This is a genomic window from Streptomyces sp. NPDC107454 (assembly GCF_055582885.1).
This window is the reverse complement of sequence record NZ_JBVJPA010000011.1, coordinates 205,728-222,854: the sequence shown is the minus strand read 5'-3', so window position 1 is coordinate 222,854 and position 17,127 is coordinate 205,728. Positions and strand designations below refer to the sequence as shown.

Below are 17,127 nucleotides of genomic sequence, written 5' to 3'. Positions count from 1 at the left end.
GCTACTTCTCCTGCTTCTCGTCGACGTGCGCTGATGGAAGCGCGCCGCCGCTCAACTCGTCCTTCTCGCCGTCTCCGGATGAACCAGCGAGTCCCTGCAGTGCCGCCCAACGGATGTCGACGGCGTCGTGGTGGTGGTCCGGGTCGTCCGCGAGCCGGACTCCACATTGGGAGCACAGGCCCAGGCAGTCGTCCTGGCACACCGGCTGCATCGGCAGTGCGAGCACCACCGCATCACGCAGCACGGGTTCGAGGTCGAACAGTCCGTCCTCGATGAAGAGCCTGTCCTCGTCTTCCTCGGCGTCGTCGGCCGGCTCCGCTTTGACACGGCCCCGGTCGTCGGCGTCAGGGTACGAGAACATCTCCTGGAAGTCCGCGGCGAGCTCCAGCTCGAGCGGCTCCAGACACCTTACGCACTCCCCCTCGGCCCGTGCACGGGCGGTGCCTGTGACAAGCACACCTTCCATGACCGACTCGAGCCGGAGTTCGAGCTCCATCGGGGCGCCTTCCGGCACTCCGATGACTCCCTGGATCCCGAGATCCTTGGGAGCGTCGATCGTGCGGGTCAAGCGCTGCAGCGCACCAGGACGCCGCCCCAGCTCGTGTGTGTCGAACACGAGAGGGTTGCGGTGGTCGAGGTGGGTGTTCAGAGCCATTCCTGCTTTCGATCTTCGAAGCTCAAGGGGGATGCCACCCCTGGAGTTCCGTGGGCAGCTTTGATCGCGGGCGTACACGCGACCGAAGAGCCAGGATACTGGACCTTTCGCTCTCGGCCCAATCCGGTGCCCAGCCGGTATACCCGGTCAGTGTCCGCCCGGTGCCCGTCCGGGTTCAGCGGCCCTGTTCGTACGCCCGCAGCTGCTCGGCGCTGATCATGGTGGTGTCGAAGAGGCTGGTCTCGTCCAGGGCGTTCGCCATCGGGTCCAGGGCCCCCGGCTGCTGCTGCGGATAGGCCTGCTGCCCGCTCTGGTCGTACGCCGTCTGCCGGTCGTAGCCCTGCTGCTGCGGATAGGCGGCGTACGGGTCGGCCTGCTGGTAGCCGTACGCGTCCTGCTGGGCGTACTGCTGCTGATAGCCGTAGGGGTCGGGCTGCTGCTGGTACGCGTAGGCGTCCTGCTGCTGTCCGTAGTTCGGCTGGGCCGGCACCTCGGGGGTCTGCGCGGGCCGCTCGGGGGCCTCCGAGAGCTCGGCGAGGCCGGCCAGGTAGTCGGAGTCGCTGGTGTGGTGGCCGGGCGTCCCGTCCTCCGCGAAGGTGCCCAGCTCGCCCAGGTCGTCGCTGGCGATACGGCCGTGCAGCTTCTGGCGGCCCTTGCCGACGGCCTCCAGGGTCTTGGCGAGGACCGCCTCGAAGGCGCCGAGCTTGACGTCCACGTACGTGTCGGCGTCCCGGCGCAGGGTCTCCGGGTCGTGGCTGCGCTCGGGAGCGTCCTCGTCCTCGTAGCCCTGCTCGTCGGTGCCGGGGCCGGTGCCGAGGAGCTTCTCGCGGCCACGGCCGACGGAGCCGAGGGTCTTGGTGAGGACGACCTCGAAGTTGGCGAGCTTGGAGTCGACGTAGTCGTCGGCCTCCGCGCGGACCTCCTCGGCCTCCTGGCGGGCCTCGGCGAGGATGCGGTCCGCCTCGTTCTGGGAGCGGCGGGCGACCTCGGTGTCGGAGATCAGAGAGCCGCGCTGGGCGTGCGCCGACTCGATGATCCGCTCGGCCTCCTGGCGGGCCTGCTCGACCATCTGCTCTCGGCCGCCGATCAACTCCTCGGCCTGCGCCAGGGAGCCGGGCAGCGCCTGGCGCACCTCTTCGAGCATCGAGAGCAGCTCGGCGCGGTTGACCACGCACGAGGCCGACATGGGCATCGAACGGGCGCTGCCGACCGCCGCGACGATCTCATCGAGCTTCTTCTGCACGTCCACCGTGTGCTCGCCACTCTCTACAGCTGTGATGGAGACGGACGGGTCGACTGTACGACCACTCCCGCCCCGCCCGACACCTGGTGACGCACTGTCAGGCACTCAGCTCTTTCCGAGCCGTCCCGTGAGTGCCTCCAGGACGACCTCCGGCACCAGGTGGGAGATGTCGCCGCCCCACTGGGCGACCTCCTTCACGAGCGAGGAGGACAGGAAACTGTAGGTGGGGCTGGTCGGGATGAACAGCGTCTCGACACCCGAAAGGCCGTTGTTCATCTGGGCCATCTGGAGCTCGTAGTCGAAGTCGCTGACCGCCCGCAGACCCTTCACGATGGCGGGGATGTCGCGCTGCTTGCAGAAGTCGACGAGGAGACCGTGGTAGGCCTCGACCTGGATGTTGCCGTACTCGGCGGTGACCTCGCGGATCAGCTCGATCCGCTCGTCGACGGTGAACAGGCCCTGCTTCGATTGATTGATCATCACCACGACGTGCACGACGTCGTAGAGCCTGGAAGCGCGGGCGATGATGTCGAGGTGTCCATTGGTGATGGGGTCGAATGACCCCGGACAGACGGCGCGGCGCAACTGTGGTCCCTCGCTCTCCGGTCCGGTCATCGTGCGTCTTCGCACGTAGAGGCGGCGCGACCGTACCAAAACGTCCCCTCGCCGTAACGACGGGCCCGGATCGCGTCGAAACCGTCCGGCCAGCTGAATTCGCCGCCCCTGGTGCTGCGCTCCACGGTGACGAGCGCTTCGGCCGCGAGCCAGCCCTGCGCCCGGAGTGTGAGCAGAATCTCGCGAAGATCGTCGTCGGACACGGCGTACGGCGGGTCGAGGAAGACCAGGTCGTACGCATCCGTCGGCGCCGATCCCTGGACGATCTGCTCCGCTTTGCCCGATCTGACCTCGGCGCCGGGCAGGCCCAGCGTTTTCACGTTCTCGCGGATGATCCGGGCCGCGCGGGCGTCGGCCTCGACGAGGAGGGCGTGCCCGGCGCCGCGGCTGAGCGCCTCCAGGCCGACGGCGCCCGAGCCCGCGTACAGGTCGAGGACCCGCTCGCCCTCCAGCGGGCCGCCGAGCAGGGACTGCCAGGTGGAGAAGAGGCCCTCGCGCGCCCGGTCGGAGGTGGGGCGGGTGCCGGTGCCCGGCGGGACGGCCAGACGGCGTCCGCCGGCCCGGCCGGCGATCACGCGGGTCATGAGGGTCCTTTGCGCTGGAAGTGTGTCGGGGCCAGTCTCTCAGCCCTTGTCCAGGAACTGCTCGCGCTCCTCGTCGAGGAGGGCCTCCAGGGCCGTGCGCAGGCCGGGGAGGGCGGTGAGCTCGGGGTCGGCGGCGACGACCGCGGCGGCCTCCTCGCGGGCCTCGGCGATGATCTCCTCGTCCTCGATGACGGCAAGCATGCGCAGTGAGGAACGGACGCCGGACTGGGCCTGGCCCAGCACGTCGCCCTCACGGCGTTGTTCGAGGTCGATGCGGGAGAGCTCGAAGCCGTCGAGCGTGGACGCCACCGCCGTCAGCCGCTGGCGGGCGGGGCTCGCCTCCGGCATCTCGGTGACCAGGAGGCAGAGTCCGGCGGCGGAACCACGACCGACACGGCCGCGCAGCTGGTGGAGCTGGGACACGCCGAACCGGTCGGCATCCATGATCACCATGGCCGTGGCGTTCGGTACGTTCACCCCGACCTCGATCACTGTCGTGGCGACCAGGACGTCCGTCTCGCCCGCGGCGAAGCGACGCATCACGGCGTCCTTGTCGTCGGGCTGCATACGGCCGTGCAGGACCTCGACCTTGAGTCCTTGGAGGGGTCCCCCGGCGAGCTGGTCGGCGATGTCGAGGACGGCGAGGGGCGGGCGCTTCTCGGCCTCGTCCTCGGGGGACTTCTTCTTGGCCTTCTTCGCGTCGGCGGGTTCGTCGACGTCGTCGCCGATGCGCGGGCAGACCACGTACGCCTGATGGCCGTTCTCCACTTCTTCGCGCACGCGCTCCCACGCGCGCGTGAGGAAGTGCGGCTTGTCGGCGGCGGGGACGACATGGCTGGCGATCGGCGAACGCCCGGCGGGGAGCTGGTCGAGGACCGAGGTCTCCAGGTCGCCGAAGACGGTCATCGCGACCGTGCGCGGAATGGGCGTGGCGGTCATCACCAGGAGGTGCGGCGGCTGCTTGCCCTTGCCGCGCAGGGCGTCGCGCTGCTCGACACCGAAGCGGTGCTGCTCGTCCACCACGACCAGGCCCAGGTCGTGGAACTGCACCTTGTCCTCGATCAGCGCGTGGGTGCCGATCACGATCCCGGCCTCACCCGTGACCAGGTCGAGCAGCGCCTGCCGCCGCCCCGCCGCCCCCATGGAACCGGTGAGCAGCACGACCTTGGTCGAGTGCTCGGAGCCGCCGAGCATGCCGCCCTCGGCCAGCTCGCCCATCATCTCGGTGATCGACCGGTGGTGCTGCTGGGCGAGCACCTCGGTCGGCGCGAGCATCACGGCCTGCCCGCCCGCGTCGACGACGGCGAGCATGGCGCGCAGGGCGACCATCGTGTTGTGCGTCACTGTGAAGTGGTCTGTCACATATGCGTGATCAGGATGAGCCACGCTGATGCACTGCACCGGCTTCCTGCCGACATATTCCACGGTCCGGATTCCTCGCCGGAAGGTGTTGTATTTCGGTCGCGGTCGCATAAACGCCGCCTTGCGTGACAGCCTGAAGGGCACGTACTCGTCAGGCAGCGCGACCGAGACGGTGTAAGCCGCCATCCTTGGCACTACCCGCGCCCGGCCGCCGAGGGACCGCACCAGCCAGGCGACATCTTCGGCCAATTGCCTGGAAGCAGAGCAGAATGACGCGTCGAGGCCGCTGGGCTTGACAGTCCCATCGGTGTCCATGAGGCCCTGCAGAAGAGACAACCGATTCTTGATCGTCGTGTTCTTGAACTCCGAGGGGACGAACTTGTCGTGCGATGTGACGCCCCAGAGCCCGAGTGAGCGAAGGGTACTGATCACCGGATTCCTTCGCCCTCCGCCCTTGGGCGATGCCAGATGAACGGTGTAGTCGTACCTGGAACCGGGCACGGGCACGAGCGTGCAATCAGGGGCTAGCGCGGCATCGACTGCCTCCCTGATTTCATCGTCCGCCGTTGACAGCCGCAGATTGTGCCGGAATGAGCCGTCGCCAAGAAGAAGACCGAAAAGATAGGGATCCAGCGGCGGCTCGGCGTCACTCCAGAGGTCGACCGGAGTAGCCGGCGGAATGTACCATTTTGAAGATCCGTTCGCCTTATACGTATCCAGTCTGATCTGCCGTGTCGACATCACTTCGGGCGGCTGTCCTCGGTCCCAGGCACAGCTGGTACCAACGATCCACAGGTGCTCGTCGTCGCACTCGACAGAGCTGCCGTCGGACAGCACGATTCGCCACACGTCGCGCTCGCCTTGCGGGAAGACTCCGTCCACTGGCGCAAGTTCACCCGAAGGCACAACGACGATGTCGCCAACAGTCATCTCACCCATGGGCCGGTATCCGCTCGGGGTCAGCACCAGGGAATCGAGAGGTTGAGCCTTCCCGGAACCGACCTCTCCCTGGAGCAGCCGGTGCATCGGGTGCTCGGTGGCGAGGTCGTCGAAGATCTCCTTGGAGACCTTCTGCTGGCCTTCGGTGAGGGTGAAGGGCAGCTTGGCGTCGAAGGCGGTCAGCAGCCCGTCCGGCTTGGGGAGACGGGCCACGGCGGGGAGCTGGGCGTCGGCGTGGCGGCGGCGGGCCAGGGCGACCTGGAGGACGAAGGCCTCGTCCCACTTGAGACGGGCGCGGGCATCGTGGATGTCCGCCTTGGTGTGCGGGCGGTGGATCTTCAGAAGGGCCTCGGGGAGGGGGACCAGGCCGCGGCCGTCCCGGAGGGAGTCCGGCAGCGGGTCGACGGCCTCCTGGGCGCTGAGCAGCACCGTCTGCACGGACTTGGCGATCTTCCAGGACTCCAGCTTGGCGGTGGCCGGGTAGATCGGGATGAGCGCGCCCGCCCAGGAGTCGACGGTCTCGGCGGCGTCGTCGCTGTCGGCGCGCAGCGGCTCGTACGCCGGATGGGCCAGCTGGAGGCGGTGGTTGAAGACGGAGACCTTGCCCGAGAACATCGCGCGGGTGCCGGGCAGCAGGTCCTTGTGGGGTTTGTGCACCCCGTTGCCGAAGAAGACCAGCTGGAGGCGGCCGCTGCCGTCGGTGATGGTCACTTCGAGGCGCTGGCCCTTGCCGCGGGGCGCCCTGGCGGAGGCGAAGGTGAGCAGGCGCGCGTCCGCGACCTGGGCGACCACCGTGACGTGCTCGTCCATGGGCAGGTCGGCGAGGTGGGTGAGCTGCCCGCGCTCCTCGTATCTGCGCGGGTAGTGGTGCAGCAGGTCGCCGACGGTGTGCAGGCCGAGGTGCTCGGCCATCACCTTCGCGGTGGGGGGACCGAGCACCTTCTTCAGTGGTTCATCGAGCGCGGGCACGAGATCCATTGCACACCACACCACTGACATTGCCGTATACGTCCCGGAAATCCGCTGGTCAGACGGCTCGTTCCGGGCCTAGGATGACGCGCTCCGGCCCTCTTCGCGGTCACCGTCCCCCGGGACCGCCCGACCCCGCGCCGTCGCACGTCCCCCCACCCTCGGCGCAGCGACGATGGACTCCCAGACCTCACAGTCATCACAGGCATCCCAGTCACCTCACACCTTCCAGGTCGACCTGCGTGGTCTGGTGGACCTGCTCTCCCATCACCTCTACTCCAGTCCCAAGGTCTACCTGCGCGAACTGCTGCAGAACGCCGTGGACGCGATCACCGCCCGGCGGGCGGAGCAGCCGCAGGCCCCGGCCGCCGTGCGCCTGTACGCCGAGGGCGGCACCCTGCGGGTGGAGGACTCCGGCGTCGGGCTCACCGAGTCCGACGTGCACAGCCTCCTGGCCACGATCGGCCGCAGTTCCAAGCGGGAGGACGGCCTGCAGGCGGCGCGCTCCGACTTCCTGGGGCAGTTCGGCATCGGGTTGCTGGCGTGTTTCGTGGTCGCCGAACGCATCCGCGTCGTCAGCCGCAGTGCGCGTACGCCCGACGCGGCGCCCGTGGAGTGGACGGCGACCGACGACGGCTCGTACACCGTGCGCACGCTGCCGCACGAGGCCCGTCCCGAACCGGGTACCACCGTGCACCTGGTGGCGCGCGCCGGAGCGGGCGAATGGCTCACCGAGGAGCGGGTCCGCTCCCTGGCCCGGGACTTCGGCTCGCTGCTGCCGTACGACGTACGCGTCGGCGACGAGGCGATCGCGGAGCTTCCTGCGCCCTGGGACCGCACCCATCCGAGCCCCGCCACCCGCAGGGTGGCCCTGGCCCGTCACTGCCACGACCTGTTCGGCTTCACACCGCTGGACACGATCGACCTGAACGTGCCGCTCGCCGGAGTCCGCGGCGTGGCGTACGTCCTGCCGTCGGCGGTCAGCCCCGCCCAGCGCGCGAGCCACCGGGTGCACCTGAAGGGCATGCTGCTCACCGAGCGCGCCGAACAGCTGTTGCCCGACTGGGCGTTCTTCGTGCGCTGCGTCCTGGACACGGACAGCCTGCGGCCCACCGCCTCGCGCGAGTCGCTGTACGAGGACGAGACCCTGGCGGCCGTACGCGAGGCCCTGGGCGAGCGCATCCGGTCGTGGCTGACGGGGCTCGCGGCGGGCGACCCGGAGCGTCTGGCGGCCTTCTTGTCGGTCCACCACCTGGGCGTGAAGTCCCTGGCGCGGCACGACACCGAGATGCTGCGCACGATGCTGCCGTGGCTGCCCTTCGAGACGACCGACGGACGGCTGTCCCTGGAGGAGTTCGCGCTGCGCCACCCGGTGGTGCACTTCACGCGGACCGTGGAGGAGTACCGGCAGGTCGCGCCCATCGCCTCCGCACAGGGCATCGGGGTGATCAACGGCGGCTACACGTACGACAGCGAGCTGGTGGAGGCGCTGCCGTCGGTGCGTCCGGGGACGGTCGTCTCGGAGTTGGACGCCGACACCGTGACGGCGCACCTGGACGCCGTCGACCCGGCCGAGGAACTGGCCCTCTCGGGCTTCCTGATGGCCGCCCGGGCCAAGCTCGACCCGCTGGGCTGCGACGTGGTGCTGCGCGCCTTCCACCCGCTCTCCGTGCCCGCCCTGCACCTGGACGACCGGGCGGCCCGCCACGAGCAGGCCCGCGCGGAGGCCGAGGAGCAGGCCGACGACCTGTGGGCGGGCATTCTCGGCTCGCTGCGCGGCAGCGCGCCCCGCGCCCGTCTGGTCCTCAACCACCTCAACCCATTGATCCGAAGGATCAGTTCACTGCGCGACCCGGAGCTGATAGGCACCGCCACGGAGTCCCTCTACGGACAGGCCCTCCTCATGGCGCAGCGCCCCCTGCGGCCCGCCGACTCCGCGCTCCTCAACCGCGCGTTCATCGGCCTCCTGGAGTGGGCCACCCACACCGAGCCCGGGAAGGACGACCCCCGATGAGCCAGGCCATGGGCATGGACTTCGACACCCTGCGCCAGGCGATGGCGGACAACCAGGAGCAGCCGGAGGGTCCCGCACGCAACGCGCGCGCGGAGCAACTGCTCGTCGAGGCCGAGAAGCTGAACATCCCGCTCGCCGTGATCGAGGCGCTCGGACACCAGCTGAAGGTCTACAACTACAGCTCCGAGAAGGACAAGATGTTCGTCCCCTTCGCGCGTCTGCTGCGCATGTGGGACGAGCGCCCCGAGGACTTCGACGAGTACGAGACCCACTCCCTGCACTGGGTCTTCAAGTGGATGTCGGCCGGCATGCTCGACCAGCCGCACATCCCGCTCGCCTCCATAGAGAAGTGGCTCGGCGAGATGGAGCACCGCTACCGGCTGGCCGGACACTCCGAACGGGCCGTGCGCGGGGCCGAGTTCAGCGTTGCCGCGCATCTGGGCGACCTGGGGCGCGCCGAGCGGGCGTACACCGCCTGGCTGGCCGCCGACCGGGACACCATGGCCGACTGCCACGCGTGCGAACTCCACAGCCAGGGGTGGTGGCGGGCGGAGCGCGACGCCGGCGAGGAGGCACTGGAACTGTGGCGCCCGGTTCTGGACGGCGAGTACACGTGCGCCCACGAGCCGCACACCGTCCTCGCGTCCTCCCTGGTCCCCCTGCTGCGTCTGGGCCGCCTGGACGAGGCCCGTGCCCATCACCTGCGGGGCTTCCGGCTGGTGCGCCCCATGGAGAGCATGCGCGGCGCGTACGCGGACCACGTGGAATTCTGCGCGCTGTCCGGCAACGAGGCGCGCGCCCTGGAGCTGCTCGCGGAGCGGCCCGCCTACTTCACCGACTCCGGGGACCCGCGCAGCAAGCTCGACTTCATGGCCGTGACCGCCCTCCTCATGGACCGCCTGACCGGGCTCGGTCTCGGCGACCAGCCGGTGCCGGGACCGGCCGGCCGGGAGTGGACCGCGAGCGGGCTCGCTGTCCACGCGCGCGGGCAGGCCCTTTCCCTGGCGGCGCTCTTCGACGGGCGCAACGGCACGTCGTACGTCAGTGAGCGGGCTCGCGGGCGGATGGATCAGCCGCCGTTGGTCGAGCGCTTGCCGCTCGGGGTGCGGTCCCGGTCCGCGCGACATTTCTCGCCTTCGGGTTCCACGGGGGGTGCGGCTTCGGCTTCGGCTTCGGCTTCGGCCCGATCGTCGGCCGCCGTCGTGGAGTCGGACGCCGGCTCGGACCCGTCCTCCCTCTCGGCGCTGCTCACCGAGGCCCGGCGGCTGTCCGCGACCCGGAGCCCGGACGCCGTCGAGGCCTGGGCGGCGGTCTCACGGGCCGCCGAGGGCCCGGAACTGGACGTCCGCGACCGCGCGGAGATCGCCGACCACGCGGCGATGGAACGCGGTCCCGAGGGCATCGAGCTCTTCCATGAGGCGGCCGGGCTCTACGCCGAGGCGGGCGACCCCGGCGAGGCGCTCGCGGCCCGTGCCCGTGCCGCGTACGTCCTCGCCCTCACCGGCGGGCCCGAGGAAGCGCTCGCGACCGTCTCGGAGCTGTACGAGGGGGTGCTCGCCCTCCTCGCGGACGGCGGGACGGGGGTGTCCCAGGCGGCGTCCGTGCTGGTGGGACGGGCGCGGATATTGATGCTGTTGGTGCAGGAGGACGCGGACGCGGGCGAGGGCGAGTCGGGGGCGGCGGCCTCCGAGGGGACGGCTTCCGGGACGGCCGCTTCCGGGACCGCCGGTTCCGGGACCGCCGTGGACGAGGTCGTGGCTGCCGCCGAGGCGGCCGTGCGGGAACTGCTGGCGCTGGCCGAGCCGCACCTCTCGGACGTGCGGATGGCCTCGCGGGCCGCGGAGGCGCGGGCGATGCTCGGGGAGCTCGCGGCGCACGCCGGGGACGCCGAGGCCGCCGCGGAGCTGCTCGGGCAGGCCGCGGCGGCGTTCGTGGCGGCGGGGCTGCCGTGGTTCGCCGTCGAGTACGAGTCCCGGCTCGCCGGGATCGCCCGGCACCTGGGCGACGCGGAGGAGGCCGAGCGGGCCGCACGCGCGGCGCTGGAGCACGGAGGGCCTCGCCTGGAGCCGATGGGGCACGCGCAGTTGCACCTGCAGCTCGCCGAGGTCCTGGGCGCCACCGGGCAGTCCGGGCCCGCTTCGGAACACGCCCTGGAGGCCGCGCACTGGGCCGACGAGGCGGGCGAGGGGCCCACACTCGGCGCCTGGGCCCGGCACCAGCTCGGCGGGTTCCTGCTCCGTGAGGGGCGGTGGGCCGAGGCCGCGGAGATCCTGGAGTCGGCGCTGCCCGACCTGACCACCGACATGCACGGCGACGGTGCGATCGTGCAGACGCGGTGGTGGCTCGGCGACTGTCTCACCGAGCTCGGCGAGCACCGTGCGGCGGCCGAGCACTGGTTGCGGGCCGCGGACATCGCCCGGCACTGGCCCGAGCAGCGTGACCACGCGATGCTCGCCCATCTCGCCGCCGAGGCGCTCGGCCACGCCGAACTGCCCGCGCAGGCCGAGCAGGCGTACGCGCGTGCCGGTGACCTGTGGCGTGGCCTCGGCAACGTCCACGGTCTGATCCGGTCGCTGCGGGCCCGTGCGTGGGTCGCGTTGCGTACGGACTCGGGGCTGGACGGGGCGCGGGAGTCGATGGCGACGGCGGTGCGGGAGTGCGAGGAGGGGCTTCGGGCGGTGTCGTCCTCCGTCGGGGCGGAGGCTGTGGAGGTCTCGGAGGCCGTGGCAGTCACCGACGCCACGGAGAACTCCGATACCGCGGAGGCCCGTCATCGCCTTGTCGCCGAACTCGCTCACACCCATCGGCAGTTCGGTGACCTGATCGCCCGTTCCGTTCCGGAGGACGCGGAGGAGGCTCTCGCCCAGTACACGCGGGCCGTCTCCGTCTTCGCGTCCCTCGGAGACGATGCCCTCGACGCGCGCACCGGGGCCGAACTCGCGGCGGGGTGGCTGGAGGCCGATCTGCTCCGGCCCGCGGCGGCGGCCGCACGCGCGCGTGCGGTGCTTTCCGCGTACGTGGGTGTGGACGGGGAGGCCGCCCAGGCGCGTCGGGCCGAGGCGGAGAACATGCTGGGCGTGACGGAGAAGGCGTGAGGGGGCTCCGCCCCAGACCCCGGGGTGGTTTTCTGTCTGCGGGTGGGTGGGGGTTGGTCGCGCAGTTCCCCGCGCCCCTCAAAGCCTCCAGCCCCGTCCGGCGTTTGAGGACGAGGCCGTTCGGCTACTCCACCCCGATCAGCAGCAACGCGCCCTGTCGACCGCCCCGGTACGCCACCGTGTCCACGGCCAAGTACGACTCCCGGACCCGTGCTTCGAGGTGGGCGGCGATGGAGCCGGGAGCCTCGTCGCCCAGGACGAGGGTGACCATCTCCCCGCCGGCGGCGAGCATGCGGTCGAGGACAGTCTCGGCGGTGGCGGTGATGTCGGAGCCGATCACCGCGACATCGCCGTCGATGAGCCCGAGGACGTCGCCCGCCTGACAGATGCCGGCCATGGTCCAGGACTGACGCTCGGCGACGGCGACCTCGGCGTAACGCGTGGCGCCCGCCGCCGAGGTCATGGCGACGACGTCCTCGTCGAAGCGGCGTTCGGGCTCGTGGACGGCGAGCGCGGCGATGCCCTGGACCGCGGAGCGGGTCGGGATCAGCGCGACCCGGACGCCCTCCGTACGCGCCTGCTCGGCGGCGGCCGCCGCGGTGTGACGCAGGTCGGCGTCATTGGGCAGCAGCACCACCTCGCGCGCGTGGGCCCGGCGTACGGCCTCGACGAGTTCCCCGCTCGCGGGCGGTTCCCCGGGCCGCGCGAGCACGGTGGTCGCCCCGGCCTCGGCGTACAGCCCGGCCAGCCCTTCGCCGGGCACGACCGCCACCACGGCCCGCTGCGCCCGTTCCCGGGGCGGCCGCCCGGCCGCGCCCGCCGTGTGGGCGTCGCCCAGCCCGAAGTGCGTGATCCGGATCCGGTACGGCCGCCCGGCCTCGACCCCCGCCTCCACGGCGGCACCGGCGTCGTCCGCGTGCACATGGACGTTCCACAGCCCGTCCCCGCCGACCACGACGAGCGAGTTGCCGAGGCGGTCGAGCCGGGCCCGCAGCCGCGCCACGTCCGTGTCCTGCGCCTCCAAGAGGTAGGTCACCTCGAAGGCCGGGCCTTCTTCCCCAGGCCCGCCGTCCACGCACACGTTCACATCCACAGGGCCCACGCCATCCACACGGTCCACTCCCCCGTCCACGCCATTCACGCGCGTGTGGACCTCGCCCGCCACCCGTCCGGCGCCCGGGGACTCCCCCGTGAACGTCTCCGCCAGTGCCGCCAGCACCGCCAGCAGCCCCCGCCCACCCGCGTCGACCACACCCGCGCGCTCCAGCACGGCCAGCTGGCCGGGGGTCGCCATGAGGGCCGCCCGTGCTCCCTCGTACGCCGCGCACGCGACCGTGCCGCAGTCGCCCTCCGTGCCGGTGGCCGCCTCGGCGGCGGCCGTGGCGACCGTGAGGACCGTGCCCTCCACGGGGTGCGCGACGGCTTCGCGTGCGGAGTCGGCGGCCTGTCGCAGGGCCAGCCGGAGGGCCTGTCCGTCGGTGTGAGCGCTCTCACCACCGGTCGCACCGTCGGCCTCACCACCGGTCGCACGGTCGGTCTCACCACCGGCCTCACCGTCGGCGGCAAGTACCTGCGCCATGCCGCGCAGCAGCTGCGCGAGGATGGTCCCGGAGTTCCCGCGGGCCCCGATCAGCGCCCCGTGCGCCATCGCCCGCACGGCGTCGGCGAGAGTGGGCAGACCGGCCCCCGTCACCGCCGTGGAAACGGCGCCGGAGGCAGCGGACCCCGTGGGACCGACCCCCGCCACCGTCTCGTAGCCCTCGAAAACCGCCTCCACCGCCGCTGTCGCCGACTCCACCGTCAGATACAGATTCGTCCCGGTGTCCCCGTCCGCGACGGGGTAGACATTGATGGCGTCGATCTCCTCGCGCGCCCGCCCCAGCGCCTCCAGCGCGAGGCCGCACCAGGTGCGCACCGCGAGAGCATCCAATGTCTGCGGCACCTGCGGCACCTGCGCCTCCTTGAGCATCTGGACGTGGCACGCAGCGTAGTCCCAGAATGGGTTACTGGCGGTAGGGGACCCCAAGGAGGGCCGGGGTGAGCCCCGGGGCAGCCATGGTAGTTTCGTTCTCCGGACGCAGTCGTTGTATGCTGCTCCAGTTGCCCGATTCGATCGGGTCTTCCCCCTGGCACCGCCACTCAGATCCTAGATCTCGATTCCGGCATGCCGGGATCAACCGTAAGAGCATCTGAAGTCTTTGGAGTGACCCGTGGCTGCCAACTGCGACGTCTGCGGCAAGGGGCCGGGCTTCGGCAACAACATCTCGCACTCGCACCGCCGTACGTCCCGTCGCTGGAACCCCAACATCCAGCGCGTCCGTACCGTGGTGGGCGGGACGCCGAAGCGCGTGAACGCTTGCACCTCGTGCATCAAGGCCGGCAAGGTCTCGCGCTGACGCAACGCCAGCGCGCGGCCACTGCTGGTTCGCTTAAAAACCGGTCCACCTCACGGTGGGCCGGTTTTTTGTTGTCTTCATGGTCGGTGTCCCACGCGCGCGTAGCCCCCGGCTAGCGGACCTGCCAGAATCTGCCGAATGCGCTTCGGCATCCTGGGCCCCCTCGAGATCCGCACCACGGACGGCAGCCCCCTGGACCCCGGCGGCCCCCGCCCCCGCGCGCTGCTCACCCTGCTCCTCCTGAACGCGGGCCGGACCGTCTCCACGGAGCGGCTGACCGACGGTGTGTACGGCGCCGATCCGCCGGCCGGGGCCGCCAACGCCCTCCAGTCCCAGGTCTCCCGGCTGCGCAGGCGCCTCGGCCCCGGCACCGGGATCGACGCCGACCCCACCGGTTACCGCATCGCCGTCTCCCCCGACGCCGTCGACGCCCACCGCTTCGAGCGGCTCTCCCGCGACGGAACCGCGGCCCTCGCCGAGGGCGACCACTCCCGAGCCGCAGCCTTGCTCCGGGAGGCGCTCACTCTGTGGCGCGGCCCGGCCCTGGCCGACCTCCCCGGCGCACACGCCCAGGTGACCCGCCTCGAAGAGCTGAGGCTCGGTGCCTTACAGGACCGGATCGACGCGGACCTCGCGCTCGGCGGCGGCCCGGCGCTCGTCCCGGAGCTGCGGGAACTACGCGCCGCGCATCCCCTCAGCGAGCGGCTGCACGGACAGCTGATGCGGGCCCTGCACGCGAGCGGCCGGGCCGCCGAGGCACTGACGGTGTACGAGGAGGCGCGACGCACCCTCGCCGAGGAACTGGGCGCCGACCCCTCGCCCCACCTGTCCGCCCTCCACCTGGAACTGCTCCAGGGCGCGGGCCCCGCCCATCGTCGGCTGCCCGCCCAGCTGACCCGCTTCATCGGGCGCGACGACGAACTCGCGCGCATCGGCGCTCTGCTCACCCAGGAGCGCCTGATCACACTCACCGGGCCGGGCGGAGCGGGCAAGACCCGCCTGGCGATCGAGCTCGCCCATGCGAACGCGGACGCGCGCGCCAGCGCAAACGCTCGCGTAAACGATTACGTAAACGATTACGTAAACGATTACGCACCCGTTTGCCTCGTCGAGCTCGCCTCTCTCACCGACCCCTCCCAGCTCCCCTACGCCCTGCTCACCGCCCTCGGTCTGCGCGAAGGTCTCCGCACCCCCTCGGGGGACACCACCGACCGCCTCTTCGCCGCCCTGGAGAACCGCGAGCTGCTGCTCGTCCTGGACAACTGCGAACATCTGATCGAGGACGTGGCACGGATCACGGGGCTGCTCCTCGGAGCCTGCCCGGGTGTGCGGATCCTCGCCACGAGCCGTGAGTCGCTGGGGATCACCGGTGAGGTGCTGTGCCCGGTGCCACCGCTGTCGGCGGAGCCGGCCGCGCGACTGTTCCTGGACCGGGCGGCCGCTGTGCGTCCCGGTTTCGCGGGGCACGCGCGCGTGCCGGACATCTGCGCCGCCCTGGACGGGCTGCCGCTGGCGATCGAGCTTGCGGCGGCGCGGCTGCGGACGCTGACCCCGGACGAACTGGCCGACCGTCTCACCGAGCACGTCGGGGACGACCGCTTCCGGCTGCTGTCCCGGGGTGACCGCACCAAGGCACCCCGGCACCGCACCCTTCGTGCCGTCGTGGAGTGGAGCTGGGAACTGCTGGACGAGGAGGAACGGGAGCTGGCGCGACGGCTGACCGTGTTCTCCGGGGGCGCGACGGTCGAGGCGGTGTGCGGGACGCCTTTTCCGGAGGACCTGCTGGCCTCGCTTGCGGAGAAGTCGTTCCTGGAGGTCAGCGAGGGTCGCTACCGGATGCTGCAGACCATCCGCGCGTTCGGCGCCGAGCACCTGGTCCGCGCGGGCGAGCGGCAGCGGCTGCGGGACGCCCACGCCGCGTACTTCCTGCGGCTGGCCGAACGGGCGGAGCCGCTCCTGCGCGGCGATGGCCAGTTGCTCTGGCTGGACCGGCTGACCGCCGAGCACGGCAACCTGGACGCGGCCTTGCGTCATCTCGTGCGCGCCGACCGGGAGAAGGCCCTGCGGCTGATGGCCGAGCTCTCCTGGTTCTGGCGGTTGCGCGGTCTCTACGGAGAGCAGGCGGCCACGGCCCGGGAGCTGCTCGCGGCCGTGGGCGCCGAGCCGCCCGCGGGTCTCGCGGAGGAGTACGTCCTGTGCGAGATCAACGCGCTCTCGGGTGAGAGCGGCGATCCGGCCGACCAGCTGCGCCTGGCCCGTGTCGAGGACGTACTGGCCGGGCTGAGCCGACCCCTGCGGCTGCCGTTCACCGTGGTGCTGTGGTCGGTGGCGGGTGGGCCGCGCCCCGCCGCGAACGACCGGGTGCGCGTGCAGGTCGGGGGCGACGCGTGGGGGCGGGCTCTTCTTGATGTCGGCCTCGGCTTCCAGGAACAGTTCGCCGGGCGTCCGACGGCGTCCGAGGAGTCGTTCGCACGGTCTCTGGCGGGTTTTCGCGCGACCGGAGACCGCTGGGGCATGGCGAACTGCCTCGACCCGCTGGGCATGTTCGCCGACTGGCACGGGGATCACCGGCGTGCTCTCGAACTGCTCGACGAAGGGCTCTCGTACGTCAGGGAGTTGGCCGCTCCCGAGGAGACCTCGGACCTCCTGCGCACCCGTGCGACCGTGCTGCTGCACCAGGGGGAACTGGTGGAGGCGAGGGAGCACTTCAGCCAGGCCCTGACGCTGGCCCGCACCGTGGGCCTCACCGACAAGGTGGCGGGTGCCCTGCGGGGCCTGGGCGACGCCGCCCGGCTCGCGGGAGACATCGGCCACGCGCGCGTGCGCTACGAGAGCGCCCTGGAGGCCTGCGCCGCCAACTGGTTCAGCATCGGCGAGACCGTGCGCATCCTCATCGGTCTCGGCCGCTCCGCGGCCACGGAGGGGCGCCTCGACGAGGCGCGTGACTGGACCCGCCAGGCGGCCGGCCTCGCCGTCGAGAGTCCCGGGGTACTGGAACTCGCCGAGTCCGCGGAGGCGTTGGCGGTCCTCGCCGACTCCCCGGAGCGCGCCGCTGTCCTGCTGGGCGCCGCCGTCGGCCTGCGCGGGGCGGCACTGCGGGGCGACCCCGAAGCCGTACGCAATGAGCGGGACATCTGCGAAAAGCTGTCCCCCGAAGCGTACGAAAGGGCCTTTGAGCGGGGACGAGTGCTCGGGGCGGCGGCGCTCACCGCCGACTAGGCAAAGGCGCCGACCAGCGGCCCGGCGCACGGTCAG

10 protein-coding genes are annotated in these 17,127 nt (G+C 71.4%); 4 read left to right on the top strand and 6 right to left on the bottom strand.

Annotated elements, in window-relative coordinates:
• Position 1 precedes the first annotated feature (1 nt).
• The 5 genes from ACZ69M_RS28425 to ACZ69M_RS28405 all read right to left on the bottom strand — a co-directional run bounded on the left by ACZ69M_RS28425 (position 2) and on the right by ACZ69M_RS28405 (position 6,376).
• Entirely contained in the window at positions 2-655 is a 654-nt protein-coding gene (locus ACZ69M_RS28425; protein WP_470054407.1) for a YceD family protein, read from the bottom strand.
• 175 nt (positions 656-830) lie between these two features.
• Positions 831-1,904: an ATP synthase F0 subunit B gene (locus tag ACZ69M_RS28420; protein ID WP_470054153.1), complete on the bottom strand. Its 1,074-nt coding sequence runs from the start codon at positions 1,902-1,904 to the stop codon at positions 831-833.
• 99 nt (positions 1,905-2,003) lie between these two features.
• A complete protein-coding gene (gene coaD / locus ACZ69M_RS28415) occupies positions 2,004-2,513 on the bottom strand; it encodes a pantetheine-phosphate adenylyltransferase (protein ID WP_403693568.1) in 510 nt (169 codons plus the stop codon).
• Complete coding sequence (gene rsmD, locus ACZ69M_RS28410) at positions 2,510-3,097, bottom strand: 16S rRNA (guanine(966)-N(2))-methyltransferase RsmD (protein ID WP_470054151.1); 588 nt, start codon at positions 3,095-3,097, stop codon at positions 2,510-2,512. Before rsmD ends, coaD begins: the two co-directional genes overlap by 4 nt.
• Positions 3,098-3,136: 39 nt before the next feature.
• Complete coding sequence (locus ACZ69M_RS28405) at positions 3,137-6,376, bottom strand: helicase-related protein (RefSeq protein WP_470054149.1); 3,240 nt, start codon at positions 6,374-6,376, stop codon at positions 3,137-3,139.
• Positions 6,377-6,542: 166 nt separating this feature from the next.
• On the opposite strand from ACZ69M_RS28405, the gene ACZ69M_RS28400 reads away from it, so the two are divergent.
• Positions 6,543-8,381: an HSP90 family protein gene (locus tag ACZ69M_RS28400; protein ID WP_470054147.1), complete on the top strand. Its 1,839-nt coding sequence runs from the start codon at positions 6,543-6,545 to the stop codon at positions 8,379-8,381.
• On the top strand, positions 8,378-11,476 hold the full coding sequence (locus ACZ69M_RS28395; protein WP_470054145.1) for a tetratricopeptide repeat protein: 3,099 nt from the start codon (positions 8,378-8,380) through the stop codon (positions 11,474-11,476). Before ACZ69M_RS28400 ends, ACZ69M_RS28395 begins: the two co-directional genes overlap by 4 nt.
• Before the next feature lie 124 nt (positions 11,477-11,600).
• Here the strand turns inward: ACZ69M_RS28395 and ACZ69M_RS28390 are convergent, their stop codons facing one another.
• Positions 11,601-13,427: a DAK2 domain-containing protein gene (locus ACZ69M_RS28390; RefSeq protein ID WP_470054144.1), complete on the bottom strand. Its 1,827-nt coding sequence runs from the start codon at positions 13,425-13,427 to the stop codon at positions 11,601-11,603.
• A gap of 259 nt (positions 13,428-13,686) precedes the next feature.
• Between ACZ69M_RS28390 and rpmB the strand changes: the two genes are divergently transcribed.
• Positions 13,687-13,872 carry a 50S ribosomal protein L28 gene (gene rpmB / locus ACZ69M_RS28385; protein WP_003993230.1) on the top strand — a complete coding sequence of 62 codons (186 nt, stop codon included), beginning with the start codon at positions 13,687-13,689 and terminating at the stop codon, positions 13,870-13,872.
• A 138-nt stretch (positions 13,873-14,010) separates the two neighbouring features.
• Positions 14,011-17,091, top strand: a complete 3,081-nt coding sequence (locus tag ACZ69M_RS28380; protein ID WP_470054142.1) for an AfsR/SARP family transcriptional regulator — start codon at positions 14,011-14,013, stop codon at positions 17,089-17,091.
• Positions 17,092-17,127 lie beyond the last annotated feature (36 nt).

Excerpts from the sequence above, each read along its gene's own strand:
- ACZ69M_RS28425 (WP_470054407.1), bottom strand. The coding sequence starts at position 655 with ATGGCTCTGAACACCCACCTCGACCACCGCAACCCTCTCGTGTTCGAC.
- coaD (WP_403693568.1), bottom strand. The coding sequence starts at position 2,513 with ATGACCGGACCGGAGAGCGAGGGACCACAGTTGCGCCGCGCCGTCTGT.
- rsmD (WP_470054151.1), bottom strand. The coding sequence starts at position 3,097 with ATGACCCGCGTGATCGCCGGCCGGGCCGGCGGACGCCGTCTGGCCGTC.
- ACZ69M_RS28405 (WP_470054149.1), bottom strand. The coding sequence starts at position 6,376 with ATGGATCTCGTGCCCGCGCTCGATGAACCACTGAAGAAGGTGCTCGGT.
- ACZ69M_RS28400 (WP_470054147.1), top strand. The coding sequence starts at position 6,543 with ATGGACTCCCAGACCTCACAGTCATCACAGGCATCCCAGTCACCTCAC.
- ACZ69M_RS28395 (WP_470054145.1), top strand. The coding sequence starts at position 8,378 with ATGAGCCAGGCCATGGGCATGGACTTCGACACCCTGCGCCAGGCGATG.
- ACZ69M_RS28380 (WP_470054142.1), top strand. The coding sequence starts at position 14,011 with ATGCGCTTCGGCATCCTGGGCCCCCTCGAGATCCGCACCACGGACGGC.